The organism is Streptomyces sp. NBC_00490 (assembly GCF_036013645.1).
GTDB classification, from domain to species: domain Bacteria; phylum Actinomycetota; class Actinomycetes; order Streptomycetales; family Streptomycetaceae; genus Streptomyces; species Streptomyces canus_F.
The window spans coordinates 10,452,611-10,468,124 of the sequence record NZ_CP107869.1 but is presented as its reverse complement, the minus strand read 5'-3'; the positions used below and the strand labels follow the sequence as shown (position 1 = coordinate 10,468,124).

15 protein-coding genes are annotated in these 15,514 nt (G+C 68.6%); 13 read left to right on the top strand and 2 right to left on the bottom strand.

Features of this window, described 5'->3' with window-relative positions:
* The first annotated feature begins 286 nt into the window (after positions 1 to 286).
* The 8 genes from OG381_RS47965 (at position 287) to OG381_RS47930 (ending at position 8,673) form a co-directional block, all read left to right on the top strand.
* Positions 287 to 658, top strand: a complete 372-nt coding sequence (locus OG381_RS47965) for a hypothetical protein (protein WP_327722275.1) — start codon at positions 287 to 289, stop codon at positions 656 to 658.
* The gene (locus OG381_RS47960) at positions 655 to 4,494 is read left to right on the top strand and encodes a WD40 repeat domain-containing protein (protein ID WP_327722274.1); all 3,840 of its coding nucleotides are present in this window, start codon (positions 655 to 657) and stop codon (positions 4,492 to 4,494) included. Before OG381_RS47965 ends, OG381_RS47960 begins: the two co-directional genes overlap by 4 nt.
* Positions 4,495 to 4,825: 331 nt before the next feature.
* A complete protein-coding gene (locus OG381_RS47955) occupies positions 4,826 to 5,449 on the top strand; it encodes a DUF2589 domain-containing protein (RefSeq protein WP_327722273.1) in 624 nt (207 codons plus the stop codon).
* Between the two features lie 16 nt (positions 5,450 to 5,465).
* Positions 5,466 to 6,179, top strand: coding sequence for a hypothetical protein (locus OG381_RS47950; protein WP_327722272.1), 714 nt, complete (start codon positions 5,466 to 5,468; stop codon positions 6,177 to 6,179).
* A gap of 3 nt (positions 6,180 to 6,182) precedes the next feature.
* Positions 6,183 to 6,731 carry a DUF2589 domain-containing protein gene (locus OG381_RS47945; RefSeq protein WP_327722271.1) on the top strand — a complete coding sequence of 183 codons (549 nt, stop codon included), beginning with the start codon at positions 6,183 to 6,185 and terminating at the stop codon, positions 6,729 to 6,731.
* Entirely contained in the window at positions 6,728 to 7,390 is a 663-nt protein-coding gene (locus OG381_RS47940) for a hypothetical protein (RefSeq protein WP_327722270.1), read from the top strand. The genes OG381_RS47945 and OG381_RS47940 overlap by 4 nt, the downstream gene beginning before the upstream one ends.
* Positions 7,387 to 8,109, top strand: a complete 723-nt coding sequence (locus OG381_RS47935; RefSeq protein ID WP_327722269.1) for a peptidoglycan-binding domain-containing protein — start codon at positions 7,387 to 7,389, stop codon at positions 8,107 to 8,109. The genes OG381_RS47940 and OG381_RS47935 overlap by 4 nt, the downstream gene beginning before the upstream one ends.
* A gap of 66 nt (positions 8,110 to 8,175) precedes the next feature.
* Positions 8,176 to 8,673, top strand: a complete 498-nt coding sequence (locus OG381_RS47930) for a hypothetical protein (RefSeq protein WP_327722268.1) — start codon at positions 8,176 to 8,178, stop codon at positions 8,671 to 8,673.
* 496 nt (positions 8,674 to 9,169) lie between these two features.
* Here the strand turns inward: OG381_RS47930 and OG381_RS47925 are convergent, their stop codons facing one another.
* Positions 9,170 to 9,322: a hypothetical protein gene (locus OG381_RS47925; RefSeq protein WP_327722267.1), complete on the bottom strand. Its 153-nt coding sequence runs from the start codon at positions 9,320 to 9,322 to the stop codon at positions 9,170 to 9,172.
* Between the two features lie 72 nt (positions 9,323 to 9,394).
* On the opposite strand from OG381_RS47925, the gene OG381_RS47920 reads away from it, so the two are divergent.
* From OG381_RS47920 to OG381_RS47905, 4 genes are all read left to right on the top strand, one after another.
* Positions 9,395 to 9,973 (top strand): acyl-CoA dehydrogenase, encoded by a 579-nt coding sequence (locus OG381_RS47920; RefSeq protein WP_327722266.1) that lies wholly within the window; start codon positions 9,395 to 9,397, stop codon positions 9,971 to 9,973.
* A 113-nt stretch (positions 9,974 to 10,086) separates the two neighbouring features.
* Positions 10,087 to 10,212, top strand: a complete 126-nt coding sequence (locus OG381_RS47915; protein ID WP_327722265.1) for a hypothetical protein — start codon at positions 10,087 to 10,089, stop codon at positions 10,210 to 10,212.
* A 394-nt stretch (positions 10,213 to 10,606) separates the two neighbouring features.
* A complete protein-coding gene (locus tag OG381_RS47910) occupies positions 10,607 to 12,754 on the top strand; it encodes an NACHT domain-containing protein (RefSeq protein WP_327722264.1) in 2,148 nt (715 codons plus the stop codon).
* A gap of 182 nt (positions 12,755 to 12,936) precedes the next feature.
* Positions 12,937 to 13,518, top strand: coding sequence for an ATP-dependent DNA ligase (locus OG381_RS47905; RefSeq protein ID WP_327722263.1), 582 nt, complete (start codon positions 12,937 to 12,939; stop codon positions 13,516 to 13,518).
* A gap of 28 nt (positions 13,519 to 13,546) precedes the next feature.
* Here the strand turns inward: OG381_RS47905 and OG381_RS47900 are convergent, their stop codons facing one another.
* Positions 13,547 to 14,125, bottom strand: coding sequence for a YceI family protein (locus tag OG381_RS47900; RefSeq protein WP_327722262.1), 579 nt, complete (start codon positions 14,123 to 14,125; stop codon positions 13,547 to 13,549).
* Positions 14,126 to 14,226: 101 nt separating this feature from the next.
* Between OG381_RS47900 and OG381_RS47895 the strand changes: the two genes are divergently transcribed.
* On the top strand, positions 14,227 to 15,081 hold the full coding sequence (locus OG381_RS47895; RefSeq protein ID WP_327722261.1) for a helix-turn-helix transcriptional regulator: 855 nt from the start codon (positions 14,227 to 14,229) through the stop codon (positions 15,079 to 15,081).
* The last annotated feature ends 433 nt before the right edge of the window (positions 15,082 to 15,514 follow it).

The following is a 15,514-nucleotide window of genomic DNA, read 5'->3' as shown; positions in this document are numbered from 1 at the left end:
CACACGCCGGGTCGTCGAGGTAGCCCCGAGGCGACCGCTACGGGGCGTAGTCATTGTGCGGTTGCGCCGTGTCGGGAGCAGCGCACAGACTCGCCAGTACTCCGTACGCCGCCTACGGAACCGCGCCATGATGCCGTATGTAGGTATGCGCACCCGGAGATGGACTTAAGTACCGCAACCGCCGGGCCCGGACACGTGCCGCTAGCTTGCTCGGCAAAGTCTGTGCGGCAGGGGGCGTGCGATGGATCCACTCGCATTGGCAGCGGGTACGGCTTTGGTGGGAGCGATGGCCACCGATGTCTGGCAGGAAGCCAGGAACACTCTGGTCAGCCTCTGGCGCAGAGCGCGTCCGGAGCAGGCCGAGGTGATCGACACGGAGCTCGTCGAGGCTCGTCCCCAGTTGCTGGCCGCCCGTCAGGCCGGAGACGATGACACCGAGCAGGTCATGGTGGCGGACTGGCAGATCCGCCTGCAGTCGCTGATGCAAGCGAACCCGGCTGTGGCGGAAGAACTGCGGGCCCTGCTGGACGACCGGCTCACCCCGGCGCTCGCCCAGGTGGAACAGACGCGAGTCGAGGCGCTGGTGATGAAGGCCAAGGCCTCCGGCAGCGGGCGGGTCTACCAGGCTGGCCGGGACCAGCACATCACGGAGCGATGACCCTGCCCCGCGACCCTCGCGCGAACGCGGGGAGTGAACAGGTTCACCTGCGTGCCGAAGCGGCCGGCGAGTCGCGGATCTATCAGGCTCGCAGGGACTTGTACGTCTCGGAACGGGATCTGCACATCCACTACGTGGACGGGGTGCGCTCGGCCCGACGTGCGGAGAGCAAAGCAGTCTCGGACGAATGCCCTTATCCGGGGTTGGTCGCATTCGGTCCGCAGCAGGCCCGGTGGTTTTTCGGACGCGACGCGCTGATCGCGGAACTGCTCGTCCGGCTGGACGAGCGGTTGCCGGGTGGTGATCCACTCGCCGTGATCGCTCCATCGGGCGCGGGTAAGTCGTCCCTGCTCAGAGCCGGACTGCTGGCCGCAATCGCCCGCGGCGCCCTACCGGGGGCGGCGCACTGGCCGCGGCTGCTCCTCACCCCCACGGCCCACCCGGTGACAGCCCTGGCGACAGCACTCACCGCGAGTACCGGTGTCCGACCTGGCCGCATGATGGAGACCCTGCGGGCCGGGCCGGCTGCATGCGGCGCGTTGCTGCACCAAGTCATGACGTCACCGCCCTGGAGCGGGCACGGGACGCCCGGACGGTTCGTGATCGTGGTCGACCAGTTGGAGGAGCTGTTCACCTTGTGCACGAGCGAGGAGGAACGCCTCTCCTTCCTCGCTCTCCTGTCGGGGCTGTCCCATGAAGGACTGATCGCCGTGCTCGTCTTCGGCCTGCGATCGGACTTCTACACACCGTGCACGAACTACCCCCAGCTACTCGCCGCGCTGCGGGACAGCCACATCGTTGTGGGGCCCATGTCGGTCACCGAGATACGCGAGGCGATCCTCTATCCGGCGCAGTCGGTGGGCCTGGAGGTCGAGCCGGGGCTGGTCGACGTACTGCTGCGGGACCTGGGAGGATCCATCGGTGGTCGGACGTCGAACGGCGCCGTGCCCTCCGAGAGCAGCACTACGAGCGCATACGAGGCCGGGCGGCTGCCTTTGCTGGCGCACGCCCTGCGGGCCACCTGGCAGCAGAGGCAGGGGGGCTTCCTCACCGTGGGGGGCTACCAGGCCACTGGGGGGATCGCCCACGCCGTCGCCACCACCGCGGAGCGCCGGTTCGCCGACCTCGACCCCGCTGGCCAGGAAGCGGCACGCTCCCTCTTCCTGCGCCTGATCAGAATCGGTGACGGCACCGACGACACCCGCCGTCGACTGTCCTACGGTGACCTGGTGGACCACGGCGCGGCGTCCCCCGCCACCGCCGCAATCATCGACATCTTCACCGATGGCCGTCTGCTGACCCAAGAAGCGGACACGATCGCGATTACCCACGAAGTACTGCTGCGGGCCTGGCCACGATTACGCCAGTGGATCGATACGGACCGCGCCACCCACCTCGTCCGCCAGGAGCTCGAAGAGGCAGCCGCTGACTGGGACCGGGCTCACCGCGATACTGGCATGCTGTATCGCGGAAGCAGGCTGGCCGCGTCGAACGCCTGGGCCGGAAGCCGCGGCCGGCCCGAACTGACCTCTGTCGCTACCGAGTTCCTCAACACCTCGCGCCGTCACGCACGTCGCGCTGTACGCCTGAAGCGTGCAGTGATCGCCGTCCTGCTGGTGATGCTCGCGGCAGCCTCCTCCGCCGCTGTCGTCGCCTTCCAACAACGGGGTACAGCACAGACGCAGCGCAATGCGGCGTTGTACAAGCAGATCACGGCCGAAGCCGACCGGATGAGGAGTACGGAGATTTCCGTCGGAGCTCAACTCGACCTGGTCGCCACGCGTATGAAGCCGGACGACCGCACCGTCGAGATGCATCTGATGAACGACGTGGGCCGCCCCTTGTACACGCCGCTCACCGGGCACACCGACATCGTCACTTCCATTGCCTACAGCCCGGACGGCAAGACGCTTGCCAGCGTCGGCAACGACAAATCCGTACGGCTGTGGGACGTGAGCGATCCGACCCGGCCGGTGACCCGCGGGCACCCTCTGACCGGCCACACCGACGAGGTCCAGTCGGTGGCCTTCAGCCCGAGTGGCCGCCTGCTGGCCACAGCCGCCTGGGACAACACGGTGCGGCTCTGGAACGTCACCGATCCGGACGCGCCGCTGGCCGTGGGAACGCTACTGGAAGACGCTGTCGGCCCGCTGTACGGGGCTGTAGCGTTCAGCCCGGACGAGCGGATCCTGGCTGTCTCGGGATTCGGCGCGGTCCAGTTGTGGCTGCTCGACGGTACTCTCGGCCCTCAGCCGATGGGGCGCCTCAAGGCTGGCGCCGAAGCCTTCGTGAAGTCGGTTGCTTTCAGCCCTGACGGAAGGACCCTGGCCTTCGGTCTGGACGACGGCCTTGATCTGTGGAACGTCGTGGACCCGCTCTCACCGCGACGGATCAAGGTGCTGGACGTCGAGGGCGACTACGCCGGCGCCCTTGCTTTCAGCCGAGACGGGCGCCGTCTGGTCGGCGCCTCCTGGGACTTCTCCACCCGCATGTGGGATGTCCGCGACCCATCCCGCCCCAAGCAGTTGGGATCATCCCTGACCGGCCACTCCGGCGTCGTTCAATCGCTGGCCTTCGCCCCCGACGGCCAGACCCTCGCAAGTGGCAGCCACGACGGAACGATCCGGTTGTGGAACCTGCTCGATCCGTCGCACGCCCGACCCCTGGGTCTGCCCCTCGCCGGGCACACCGCGCCGGTCAGCGCCGTTGCTTTCAGCCCGGACGGGCGCACGCTGACCACGGCTGGCGAGGATCACCGGATCCTGCTGTGGCAACTGCCGTCGAGCGTGGTGAGCGGTCCCCTCTCAGGGGTCACAGCAGTGGCGTTCAGCCCGGACGACAACGTGCTGGCCGAGGCGGGCCAGGGCGGTGTTCGATTGTGGCGGGTCAGCGATTCGACTCGCCCTGCGCGACTGGGCCGCCTCTTGGAAACCGGCGACAGCAACGTCAAGGCCCTGGCGTTCAACCACGACGGCAGTGTTCTGGCAACGGGCGGCACGAGCGGGACGGTGCGACTGTGGGACGTCTCGGACCCCGCTCGCATACGCGCCCTCGGCCAACCCCTCGACCTGGGAGGGCTGGTCTATTCGGTGGCGTTCAGTCCCGACGGGGACACACTCGCCGGCGGCGGCCTGAACGGCGGACTTCATCTCTGGAACGTAGCTGATCCCGTCCACCCCATCGCGCGCGAGCCGATCGACACCATCCACGCCCTGGCTTCCGTGGCCTTCAGCCCCGACGGCCTTACGCTCGTGTCCGCCGAAGGCTCGGGCATCCAGGTGTGGGATGTATCCGGTCCGTCCGAAGTGGTTGCGCGCGGCAAGCCGCTCACTGGCCACACCGGCCTGGTGGAGGAAATCGCCTTCAGCCCGGACGGACGCACCCTCGCCAGCGTCGGCCTGGATCGGACCGTGCGCCTGTGGGACCTAAAGGGCATATCCCGCCCCGTCGCCCGCGGCGGACCGCTGACCGGCCCCACCGATGCCGTCCAGAGCGTGGCCTTCAGCCCTGACGGTCACACCCTGACGAGCGGGAGCGATAATGGCGAGGTGTGGCTGTGGGACCTGTCCAATCCTGTGCATCCGGTACCTCGAGGACAACCGCTCGTCGGCCACACTGGCAGCGTCGAGTCCCTGGCCTACAGCTCCGACGGACGCACCCTCGCGAGCGCCAGCAGCGACGCCACCATGCGATTGTGGGACACGGACACCGATCGCAACGTCGAACGGATCTGCCGAGCAACCGGGAGCGCCCTGACCCGCGATCTGTGGCAAAAGCACATCGCAGGGCTCGCGTATGCCCCCCCGTGCTCCCTGAGGGCCTCACGGCCAGATTGAACGTCTTCCGCTCAACGATGTCGGGCACAACCGCACCCGGTGCCGCAGCTTGGTGGATGGTGTCCGTGTGGTCATGCGAACTGGGTACGACTGCAAGGGCCCATAGGGCCGCCAGTATCCCCGGCCGTGGACACCCTCCGACTTCGGACAACCCTTGCGGAACCGCTCACTGGTGCTGCCTGTACGCGGTACGCCAGATGGCTCGAACGGGCCGGTCCCTGCGCATTGGTTTTACCGGGGAGGCACTCCGTCCGCGTTGACGGCGTCCATCCTCCGTTCTTACGTATGCCGTGCACACCTGCGCAGTACACAGCAAGAAAACGGGGGATCCATGTCTCGCGCTGTCGAAGAACTCCAGCAAATACCCTTCTCACAACTCATCGGCGCCCCTTTGAAGGCTGCCGTCGAGGCCCAGGCACTCGCCGCACAGTCGACGATCGAGTTCATCCACAAGGTCGGCTTCAAACAGCCCGACTTCGGCGGCGACGATCAGGATCTGGTCTTCACCGACCCCGACAAGGACGCGGACGCCGGTGAACTCCGTTCGGTGACCTTCAGTTACCGGAAGAAGGGCGAAAACGACGAACTCGACGAGTTCTCACTGACCGTGCCGTTCCTGGCGATCACCCCGATCCCGTACATCCGGATCGACGAGATGACGATCGACTTCAACGCCAAGCTGACGGACTCCATCGAGCGGAAGACGAGTTCGACTTTCAACCTCGACACAGAGGTCAAGGGCAGCTACAGCTCCTTCTGGAGCCCGATCAAGATCGAAGCCCGCGTGTCGGCGACATACAACCAGAAGGCGGCCAGCACCGAGCGACAGCAGCGCGAGTACGCCATGCAGATTCACGTCAGGGCCGTGCAGGACGAGATGCCGGCGGGACTGTCCCGGATGCTCGACATCCTCGAACAGGCCATTCAGGAACAGCCGAAGCCCGGCCCGGCGTAGCCCGGGGAGACGGGCGGTGCCCAAGCTGGGAGAAGTGCTCGGTGGCCTGCTCACCGATGTGCTGCGGGCGCGGCTGGCCGCCGACGCGCTCACCGCACAGGCCGTGGAGGCTTACCGCGAGGACCCGGTGCTCGCGTCGTTCTCCGTGCCGCGGGTCACCGTGGCCGACCTGACGGTACGGCTGCGGTTCCTGGTCACGGACGTCACGGTGCCCGAGCCTGTGCGGCCGGACCGGGTCCGGGCCGGTCGGTTGTGGAACGCCGTTATCCGCGATCGCGTGCTGCCACTGTTGAGCACCGCCCACCCGGACGCCGGTCTGGAGGAGGTCGTACGGCTGCTTCAGGACGCGGTCCGCAAAAACCCGATCCCGGTCGGCGAGGCCGAACTGGACCGTGCGGTGGGCGGGGACACCACCCCCTTGGCCGATGCGACGCTGGCACAGGTAGCCGAGCGGATCGGCGCTCTGCCGCCCGCGGCGCGGGACCGGCTCGCCAAGATCCGCTGGAAGGACGAGATACGCCAGGAACTCGCCCGGCGGGCAGGCCCGTTCGCGGAGCGGGTACGCCAATGGGCCGCGGCCGAACAGGCGTTGCGTTCCCGGGTCGAGGTCGAAGTGAGCGCGGACCGGCTTCAGGAACGGCCCGTGGAGACGCTGCAGCAGCTTGAACTGACCGTCTCACTGGCCGATGTCGAGGAGTTCATCGACCTCGCCACTCGAACGGAGCCCTGAGCCATGCCCATTCGCGACCTGTCCACCCTCGGGCTTGACCAGCTTCTGGGCGCCCTTCTCTCGGCGGTCGTCAACGGCCAGCGTGAGGCGACGGCCAGCACACTGGCGCTGATCGAACAGATCGGGCTGGTGCACGGCGACGACGGGGAGGAGCGCTTCCGCACGGTGACCGTCCGGTACACCAAGCTCGACGAGAACCAGCAGCCCGCGGAGTTCGTTCTGGAGGTCCCGCTCCTCGCCATGGTGGCGATCCCGACGCTCACCGTGCGCAGCTCCAAGGTGTCCTTCCGGTACGACATCACGGAGACATCGGTCGAGAAGCCGCCGGAGGACGCGCGCGCCGTGGCTCGCCCCCTGGGCGACCTGGCGCCGCAGCAGGTCGTCCTCAAGGGCTTCGTCCCCCGGAGCCGGACGACCCGCGAGACCCGGGAGACGGCGGGCGTCGAAGTGGAGGTCACGGTAGAGAGCACACAACTGCCTCTCGGCCTTGAACGCTTGCTCGATCTCACGGAACTGACGGTCACACAGCCCGCGAAGAACAAACGGCCATGACGCCGGCGGCGGACCGGCACGACGTGGACAACATCGCGCAGAGCACCCGTGCCGCGGCACAGGCGCTAGGCCATCTCGAGCGCGCGCTGGAAACCGCCGGCTTCCCCGCCGGAACGGCGGCCTACCGGCGGATGGCCGAAGTGCTGTTCGCCCAGCGGTTGTCCGTCGAACAGCCGGCCGGTCAGTCCGCCGATCCTGCCGTTGATCCGACGGTGATGGCCGGGTTCGAACAGATCGCGCTGTGCGCGGGGCGGATCTACGCGATGCTCCAGCCGTACGTCGAGGTGATGCGGCGCCTCGCCGCACTCGCCCCCGGTGCCACGGACCCGCCCGTGCCGGGCGTGCCGGTGGCGGACGCGGTCGAACGCGATGCCGCAACGATCCGTCCACCCGGCCCCAGGCCCGCCACGCCCGCGACCGATGCAGTCCGCGCGGCCGTCCTCACCGAACTGCGCCGCCGCGGTCGCCGGGCGGCGTCCGTGTCCGTGCTGGCCCGCTCGACGCGCAGCAGCGCCGAGGCGGTGGCGGCGGTGCTGGCCGGACTCGCCGACGATGGGACCGTCCAGGTACGCAGGACCGGCCACGACAGCCGCTACCTCCTCACCCCGCCCCAGCCGACCCGGCGCCCCCCGCCCCGCACCGCCCGAGGTACCCGATGACGACAACGGCCTCTTCACTCACCGCGAGCGTCGGCATCGGCGGCACCAACGCGCCCGCCGACGTCCGTATCGTGCAGGACCTCCTCAACCGAGCGGCCCACACGAGTCTGGCCGTCGACGGCGTGTGCGGCCCGGACACACGCCAGGCCATCACCGACTACCAGGCGGGCTTCCTACGCAACCCGGACGGACGCGTGGACCCCGGCGGGCAGACCCTGCGCCGACTCGAAGCTGCGGCCCGGGACCGAGCAGGACCGCCCCGCAGCGACCCCACGACCGCCGCCGGGCCGGCCGATGGCCTCCGCCTCACCCAATTCCCCGCCCGTGGTAACGGCCACTACGCGTACTCCTCCCCGGACCGCCAGTACGGCACCGACGCCATGCTCCAGCTGCTGACGTCCACCACGGCCGCCCTGCACCGAGCGGGACTCGAGGTCGGGGTCGGCGACATCAGCTTCCAGCAGGGCGGCACCATGCCTCCGCACAGCACCCACCGCGCCGGCCGTCATGTCGACCTGCGCCCGCTGCGTACCGACAACGCCCGCGGCCCGGTGTCCATCGGCGATCCCCGCTACAGCCGGGAGAGCACCCGCACCTTGGTCGAGACCCTCCTGGCCCAGGGGTCGGTCCGCAGAATCCTGTTCAACGACGCGGAGATCACCGACGTCCGCCACTTCCCGGGCCATGACAATCACCTGCACATCGAACTCAGCCAGTAGCCCGGACTGTCCGGGGTCACCATTCGAACCGGGGACGGTCCAAAAGGCGGAAGGAGAAGGGCTGTCATGGATACAGTCGAGATCTTGACCTCGCTGGGATCAGCAGCCATAGGTGCCGCGGCCGCCGTGGGCGGCGGCTACTGGTCCTTCCGCCGAGTGGCACGCGAGAGCCGGCAGGAGCAGCTGGGCGCCGAGGTAGCGGCGCTCCGTGCAGTCGATATGGAACTGGCCGTGGCCTTGGAGATCGCGGAGGAGAGATCACCGACAGCTCTGCCGACACAAATGCTGGTCGCCGCCCTGCCGAGCATCCACCACATGACAGATGCCCAGCGGGCGAAGCTGATCGAGTACTCCCAGAGCGCGCTGCGGTACAACGGCCGTGTCGAGCGGCTCGTCGCCTACGGGGCGGGCAAGCGTGCCTTTGGAAGGACTCCCGGAGCAGAGAAGCCTGAGAGCCAGGCTGTCCGCGTACTCGCAGCCGGACCGCCAGCATCACAGGCAATCTCCGACCACCTCAGTTCCTCTCGGTTCCGAGCGCAGGAACGCACCGGCGGCGCCGCCTAATCGGTTCCGGAAGCGTCCTCTCCGCGCCAGGGGACGTAGGTCACTTGTTAGGGCATCCCCGGTGTGTCGGTACCGAGTCCTCCTCGCGCCCGCGCACGGCGCTCCGACAGGAGCGCTTCAGTACGGGCTGTCGGCCCGACAGCTCCGCCTGATGACCGTTGTGTGCCGGTCCGTATTCAGCCCCAGGCCGTGGTCTGCAGTGAGTTGGTGCTGCCGTGAGCCGATGCCATTGTTGCCGGCGGCGGGCGCATCGAGTAGGCCCACGCCCTGTTCGAGCAGACCGTGGACGTGGTGCCAGCATCCCAAGATTGTCTGGGCGCGGGGCACTCGTAGATATTGAAACAGAGTGCAGCCAGGTGCGATCTCGGCCGGGCTGGTGTCGGGCGTGGGGCTCAGGGCTCAGGGCTCAGGGCTCAGGGCTCATCAGCGTGCCACGGAGCGCCCGCCAGCACCGGTCCGATCAGGGTGCGGATGCTCTGGTTGTCGTCGGGGGTGGTCATAGAGGGCCGTTGCCGAACACGGCAGCTGCCTTCGTGTTCTCGCCCAGCCGCCACCATGCGAGCCCGAGTCCGCGCAGCGCCCGGTGCCAGGGCCGGTTGTCCAGCTCGCTCCAGGCCAGCACCCCGGCGAACGCGGGCGGCCGTGACAACTCGGCCACCGTAGCGTCAGGTCTCGGGCACCTCGATGCCGAAGTCCTCCGCGAGCGGGGCTGGCGCTCAGCATGGTCGTCGCCCGGACCGCGCCGCCTGGTACCCGCACCTCCCAGGCGCTGACGGCGTTCCTGGTCTGGGGCGACCAGCGCGGCGTGACAGTGATGCGACACACCAGCAAACGCGGGCTGCACGGCTTCAGCTTCGGCCAGATCGCCTTCGACCGCGTACGGGTCCAGCCCAGCGACGTCCTCGGGGACGTGGGACAGGGCTTCGAGGTCGCCCAGTCCAGCAGCATCTTGTACGGGCGGCCCTACCACACCGCGCTCTCCCTCGGGTTGCGCGAGGCCGCGGTATCCCTGACAACCCGATACGTCAGCAGCCGCCCTCGCTACCAGGGCACACTCGCCGACCTCAGCGTCATACGAGAACGGCTCGGCCACATGTCCGCCCGGGCGATCACGGCCAGGATCCTCACCTATCACGCCGTCGACATGCTCGACCGCGGCCTGCCCTGCGACGACGACCTCATCGCCGCCAAAGCCCTCGGCCACGACCTCGCCTCCGAAACCGGCAACGACGCGCCGCAGTTGCATGCTGCGAACGGCCTGGCCGAGGACTCTCCCATCCAGCGCATCCCCAAGGGGTAACCGCTTGGCATGTCCTCTCCTTGTGAGCCTGTCAGGTGACGAGCCCCTGACCTGCCCGGATCCGCCACCACGACGCCCTGCGCCGCCAGATCCTCAACCACGCCCTGCAGAGGATGACGCGGGAACAGGACCTCGGGCCGCACCGGCCATGGGACTCGCTCCTTGCCTTCCAGTCCATGAAGGCCCTCGCGCTGCCCTACGAACTCCACCCGGCCTGGAACGACAACTGGTACCCCTGATAGTCCGGCGACCGTCGTGGAGTGCCTGCGCCGACGAGAACCTGATGGGAAAGGTCCCTGCACGTCAGCACCCGCAGGCCAGATCCACAGCAACGACTGGCCACGGCTACCAGAATGGGTGATGAGGATTTCCGGTATTCCTCAACACCTATCCGCTCGGGCGGGAAGGGACAGTTGACGCCATGGATCATCAGGGCAGCCGGTGGACGTTTCTGACCAGCCACGGCCGCGTGCTGCGGACCATCGCGGCCGCCTGTCACCCGTCTTGGGGTAACCCCTGCGGGTGATACGTGGCGAACACCCTGGGGAAGCTGCCCCGGTCCAGCATGCTCACCTTGTGGGACGTGTACCGAGGTGGGTTGGACCGCTGCATGTGGTCCTGACAACAGTATTTTTGGCGTGGTACATCACGCGTGGGCACCAGCTCTGGGATCCGGCCACCGTGGTGTCGGCATTCACCGGTCTGCTGGCGCTGCCCGCCGCAGTGATCGCGGTGCTCCACCTCGGCAAGAGAGAACAGGCGCTAGCCCCGCTGGAAGAGCTGGCCGACCAACTCGCCCCAGTGGTACGCCAGCAGTGGGAGGCCGAGGCGCAGGTACGCCGCCTCAACGATCCTTTCCCTCTGCCGGTGGCATGGGAAGCGGCCGACGCAGAGCTGGTCGAGGCATGGCCCCACCTAAACGAGTTGGCACAGACGTGGGCGGGGCAGCCGTCCACCGGCTCCCTGTGGGCTGCCTGCCCAACGGAGCTCGCTGGTCAGGGGGTCGAGATTGCTCAGGTATTCGAGCGCGTTCCCACCCGCCGCCTAGTGATCATCGGTGAGCCCGGCACGGGCAAGACCATGCTGCTGATCCGCTTCCTTCTTGCTCTGCTCGACCACCGACAGCCCGGCGGCCCCTTACCGGTCCTGTTCCCGCTGGCGTCGTGGGACCCCGCCCACCAGGATCTGTTCCCATGGATGGCCGACCAGCTCGCGCGAGACCACCCCGCGCTGCGTACTCCCGCCCCCGCGAGTCCCCCAGGGCACAGCCCCTGGACTCAGGCACGCTCTCTGCTTGAGCAGCGGCTGATCCTGCCCGTCCTGGACGGCCTGGACGAACTCCCCGACGCGGTGCGCTCCCAGGCGCTGGATGCCATCAACCGGGTACTACCGGCCGGGCAACCTCTGGTGCTCTCCAGCCGCACCGACGAGTACCGCCACGCGCTGACGCCACCAGCGGGTACGAGCATCCTCCTCAACGGAGCTGCCGGCATCCGCCTTCTCCCGCTGGATGCCGCGAAAGCGGCTGCCTACCTGGAGCGCGACGCCGGAGGCTCCGGTACTGCAGCCGCGGCCCGCTGGAGCCGGGTCACGGCTTCGCTGGGCACTGGCAGCCCCGCAGCTCAAGCGCTCAGCACCCCGCTCGGGCTGTTCCTGGCCCGCACCATCTACAACCCCCGCCCCGACGAGAACCTGGCCGGCCTCGGCCACCCCGACGAACTCCTCGACGAAGCCTGCTTCCCCACCCGGGAGGACATCGACACCCACCTGTTCGCCGCCTTCATTGCCTCCGCCTACCGCCCCCACCCTCACGGTCCCCCGTCCCCGCTCTACAGCGCCCAGCAGGCCGAGGGCACCCTCACCCTTCTTGCCGGCCACCTGCAGCACGGCCTCAACGGCACGCCCAACCTCGCCTGGTGGCACCTCCGCACAGCTCTCCCCAGACGCCGATCCGCGTTCGCCGTGGGGCTCACAGCCGGACTCGCAGCCTGGTGCGCGTTCGAGTTCTCGTTCGGCTTCGGGTTCGGGCTCGCGAACGTGCTCGGCTTCGGGCCCATCTACATGGCAGGCGGCGGAGACAGAGTCGGGCTCACGATCGGTTTCACACGTACCGGGTTCTGGTTCGGTCTCCTCTTCGGACTCCCGTGCGCAGTAGTAGCAGCATGCATCACCCTTTTCAGAAGAGACAGAAACCCCAGTGCAGGGCTCCGCTGGAGCTGGAGAGGGACCTCCTGGCTTGTCACCGGGCTCACCGCCGGGCTTGCCTTCGGGCTGCTGTTCGGGCTCACCGCCGGGCTCGCGAACGGGCTCGCCGTCGGGCTCGCGGCGGGACTCGCGGGCGGGCTGATGGGCGGGCTCAGGTCGCTACCCCCCGACCTGGACAAGGCGGTGGGACCCTATGCGGTCCTCGCTCGGGACCGGCGCACGTTCTTGACCACGACGCTCACAAGCGGCCTCACTGGCGCACTTGCGCTCGGACTCGTGCTCGACCTCTTGAACGGAGGAAACAAGATGGGGCTCGCGGTCGCGGTCACGTTCGGACTCCCGTTCGGTCTCGCGTCAGGGCTCGTGGTCGGGCTCATCCTCGGACTCACACGGTCTGTGTGGCTGGAATTCCTGGTAGCACGGGTCGCCCTGGCACTATCGGGGCGTGTGCCCTGGCGTCTCATGAGTTTCCTGGCCGATGCCCACGAACAACGAGGCGTGCTACGACAGGTGGGAGCGGTATATCAGTTCCGCCATCTCGAACTGCAACGCCACCTCGCAGAACGCCAAGCTTGATCACCCGGCGTCGACGTAGTACTGCAGTGGAAAGCGGCGGCGAACCGCTCTGCCACTGGCGCATAGCCGCCGCGAAGGACCCGTGCACGACGGTCTCCAACCCTCGCGCGGGCGCGCGCACTTCCCGGCCGTCTGGCAGACGGCATGCAGCGCCGCAGCTGCGGTGGTGGAAGAGGTCGACTATGTCCTCACCGTCCCCCGCATGGTCGCTGCCCGAACCGATGCGCGCCGTACCGGTCAACGACCCGGCGTTGACCGCGGGCTGGGCGGCGCAGCCCAAGTGGGACGGCTACCGCGCACTGGCCGGCCGGTGGGCAGATGGCCGCGTCGCCGTCCGCAGCCGCAACGGCAGCGACCTGGCCCGGGCATTCCCGGAGATCGAGGAGGCCGTCCGCCGGCTGCCGGACGATACGGCACTCGACTGCGAGCGCATCGTGTGGGAGGCGGGCCGGCTCGCGTTCGAGCGTCACCAGCAGCGCATGCACCACCGCGGCACGGCCGCGGCCCGCGCGGCGACCGAGTTCCGGGCCCAGCTGGTCGCGTTCGACCAGCTGCGCGTGCACGGCTCGGATCTGACCAGGCGCCCGTTCAGCGAACAGCACGCCGCGCTTCAGGTGTTGTTCCTCGATGAGGGTCTGGCGGCGCCGTGGTCGCTGTGCCCGACCACGACCGACCCCGAGCAAGCGGCGGCGTGGCTCCGGAGCGGGAACAGAACGTGCCAAGCCCTGACGACGCCGACCGAAGACGGGCCGTGCCCACGGTGACTCCCAGTGAGGCGCGGCTTGTCTTCGGTCAGCCGTTTTGGCCCTGCGGTCCGACGAACTGCATATCCAGGTGAAGCTTGACGGCATCGCCGAGGAGCCCGGCGCCGAAGTCCAGTCCGAAGTCGCTGCGTCGGATCTCGCCCGATGCCTCGAACCCGGCGTGCTTCCTCTGGTCCATGGGGGAGTCCACCACCCCGCCGAACTCCACGACGAGCGTGACCGGGCGGGTGACGTCTCCGATGGTCAGGTCTCCCGCCATCGTCCAGTCCTCGCCCTCTCCGGACACCCGAGTTGAGCGGAACGTCATCGTCGGCCGCTTCTCCACGTCGAGCAGTTCGGCGGAGCGGGTGTGCGCGTCGCGGTCGGAGTTGCCGGTGTCGATGGAGGCGAGGGCGATCTCGGCGCTCACCCGCACGTCGTCGAGGCTCTCGCCGACGGACAGCCCGGTCTTGAACTCGGTGAACCGGCCGCGCACCTTGGCGATTCCGAGGTGGCGGATGGTGAAGTTGACCGCCGAGTGGAAGGGGTCGAGTTCCCAGTCGCCCGGGGAGAGGGGCAGCGCGGCGACGGAAGCGGCGGTGGTGTTCGCGGAGTTTTCATTGCTCATGGCTTCATCGTGCGAGCTTCGGGGCGGGTGAGGGAGGCCGGGCGAAGGGTAGTAGTGACGGGGCCATCCTCCGCGACGGCAGGCGTTGTACGGTTCGGCAGGTGAACGACAACGAGTTGGGCATCTTCCTGCGCGCCCGCCGTGAAGCTGTCACCCCCGCCGAGGTGGGTTTGCCCGCGGGCCTGCGCCGCCGCACGCCGGGGCTGCGCCGGGCCGAGCTGGCCACCCTCGCCGGCATCAGCATCGAGTACCTCACCCGGCTCGAACAAGGCCGCGACCGCAACCCCTCGCCCCAGGTCCTCGGCGCCCTCGGCGACGCCCTGCGCCTGTCGCACGCGGACCGTCTCCTGTTGCACCGGCTGGCCAAGGACCACGGCGACGCCAAGGTGGTGTGTCAGTCGGTCACCGTACCGCCGGTACGTACAGTGCGCCCCACCGTCCAGGCGCTGCTCGACCGCCTGGAGCCCGCACCGGCCGTCCTGCTCAACTGGATCGGTGACATCGTGGCCTGCACTCAGGGCTACGAGCGGTACGCCCGCCCGCTCGGCCTGCTCGACGGCGACCCGCCCAACATGATGCGGTACCTGTTCACCGATGCCCGGGCCCGCGCGGTGTACCCGGGATGGGACAGGCTGGCCGACGAGCAGGTCGCCCATCTGCGCAACGAAGCCTCACCGCACGACCCGTATGTAACCGCCCTCGCGGAGGAGTTGACCGCGACGGTGGGGGCGCCGTTCAGCGACCGGCTCGCCGTCCCGGCCCTGCCCACCCGATTCGGGACCGACCTCGTCGACCACCCCGAGGCGGGCCGCCTGCGCCTGTCGTACGAGACGCTCACGTTCTCGGACGAGGGCCAGCGCCTGGTGGTGCACTTCCCTGCCGACGAAGCCACGGCCACCGCGCTCGACCGCCTCAACGGCCGCAGGCCCGGAGCCCTGCGGGCGGTGAGCGGCTGACGTCACGGGGTCGCCCCGGTCGGCCCGCTGACCCCGTCGCCGTCTGCCACATGCACCGTCGTTCACCCAGCTCACAAACTTGCGGACTTGATTGACTTGCCTTGCCGCCGCCCGCACATGGCGTCGGCGTTCGCACGGACTGCGGGCCAGGCTGTAGACGGCCCTCGTTCATCCCTGTGCTGCGGAAGATACAGGTCCGCAGGCTCGTAGGCCGCCCTCCCGCCCGGCATGGCACGCTCGTCGGGGACGAGACACCCCACGCGGACCAGCCTCAAGCTGCATGGACAGAAAGATCTTGTGGAACTGTAGACGGTCAGGCGCGCTGATCGGGGACAGTGTTGGCAGTGCGGACGTCCGAGTCCCATACGATTTCGCCGGCGGCCGGGAGTTGAGGCCCTTCGCGCCTACGGCGTGGTCTGCGCGAAGGGCCTCA

What these genes read in the sequence shown, in the direction of transcription:
- OG381_RS47930 (WP_327722268.1), top strand. Translation starts at nt 8,176, where the DNA reads ATGGATACAGTCGAGATCTTGACCTCGCTGGGATCAGCAGCCATAGGT.
- OG381_RS47955 (WP_327722273.1), top strand. Translation starts at nt 4,826, where the DNA reads ATGTCTCGCGCTGTCGAAGAACTCCAGCAAATACCCTTCTCACAACTC.
- OG381_RS47935 (WP_327722269.1), top strand. Translation starts at nt 7,387, where the DNA reads ATGACGACAACGGCCTCTTCACTCACCGCGAGCGTCGGCATCGGCGGC.
- OG381_RS47900 (WP_327722262.1), bottom strand. Translation starts at nt 14,125, where the DNA reads ATGAGCAATGAAAACTCCGCGAACACCACCGCCGCTTCCGTCGCCGCG.
- OG381_RS47945 (WP_327722271.1), top strand. Translation starts at nt 6,183, where the DNA reads ATGCCCATTCGCGACCTGTCCACCCTCGGGCTTGACCAGCTTCTGGGC.
- OG381_RS47915 (WP_327722265.1), top strand. Translation starts at nt 10,087, where the DNA reads ATGACGCGGGAACAGGACCTCGGGCCGCACCGGCCATGGGACTCGCTC.
- OG381_RS47965 (WP_327722275.1), top strand. Translation starts at nt 287, where the DNA reads ATGGCCACCGATGTCTGGCAGGAAGCCAGGAACACTCTGGTCAGCCTC.
- OG381_RS47960 (WP_327722274.1), top strand. Translation starts at nt 655, where the DNA reads ATGACCCTGCCCCGCGACCCTCGCGCGAACGCGGGGAGTGAACAGGTT.
- OG381_RS47940 (WP_327722270.1), top strand. Translation starts at nt 6,728, where the DNA reads ATGACGCCGGCGGCGGACCGGCACGACGTGGACAACATCGCGCAGAGC.
- OG381_RS47920 (WP_327722266.1), top strand. Translation starts at nt 9,395, where the DNA reads ATGGTCGTCGCCCGGACCGCGCCGCCTGGTACCCGCACCTCCCAGGCG.
- OG381_RS47905 (WP_327722263.1), top strand. Translation starts at nt 12,937, where the DNA reads ATGTCCTCACCGTCCCCCGCATGGTCGCTGCCCGAACCGATGCGCGCC.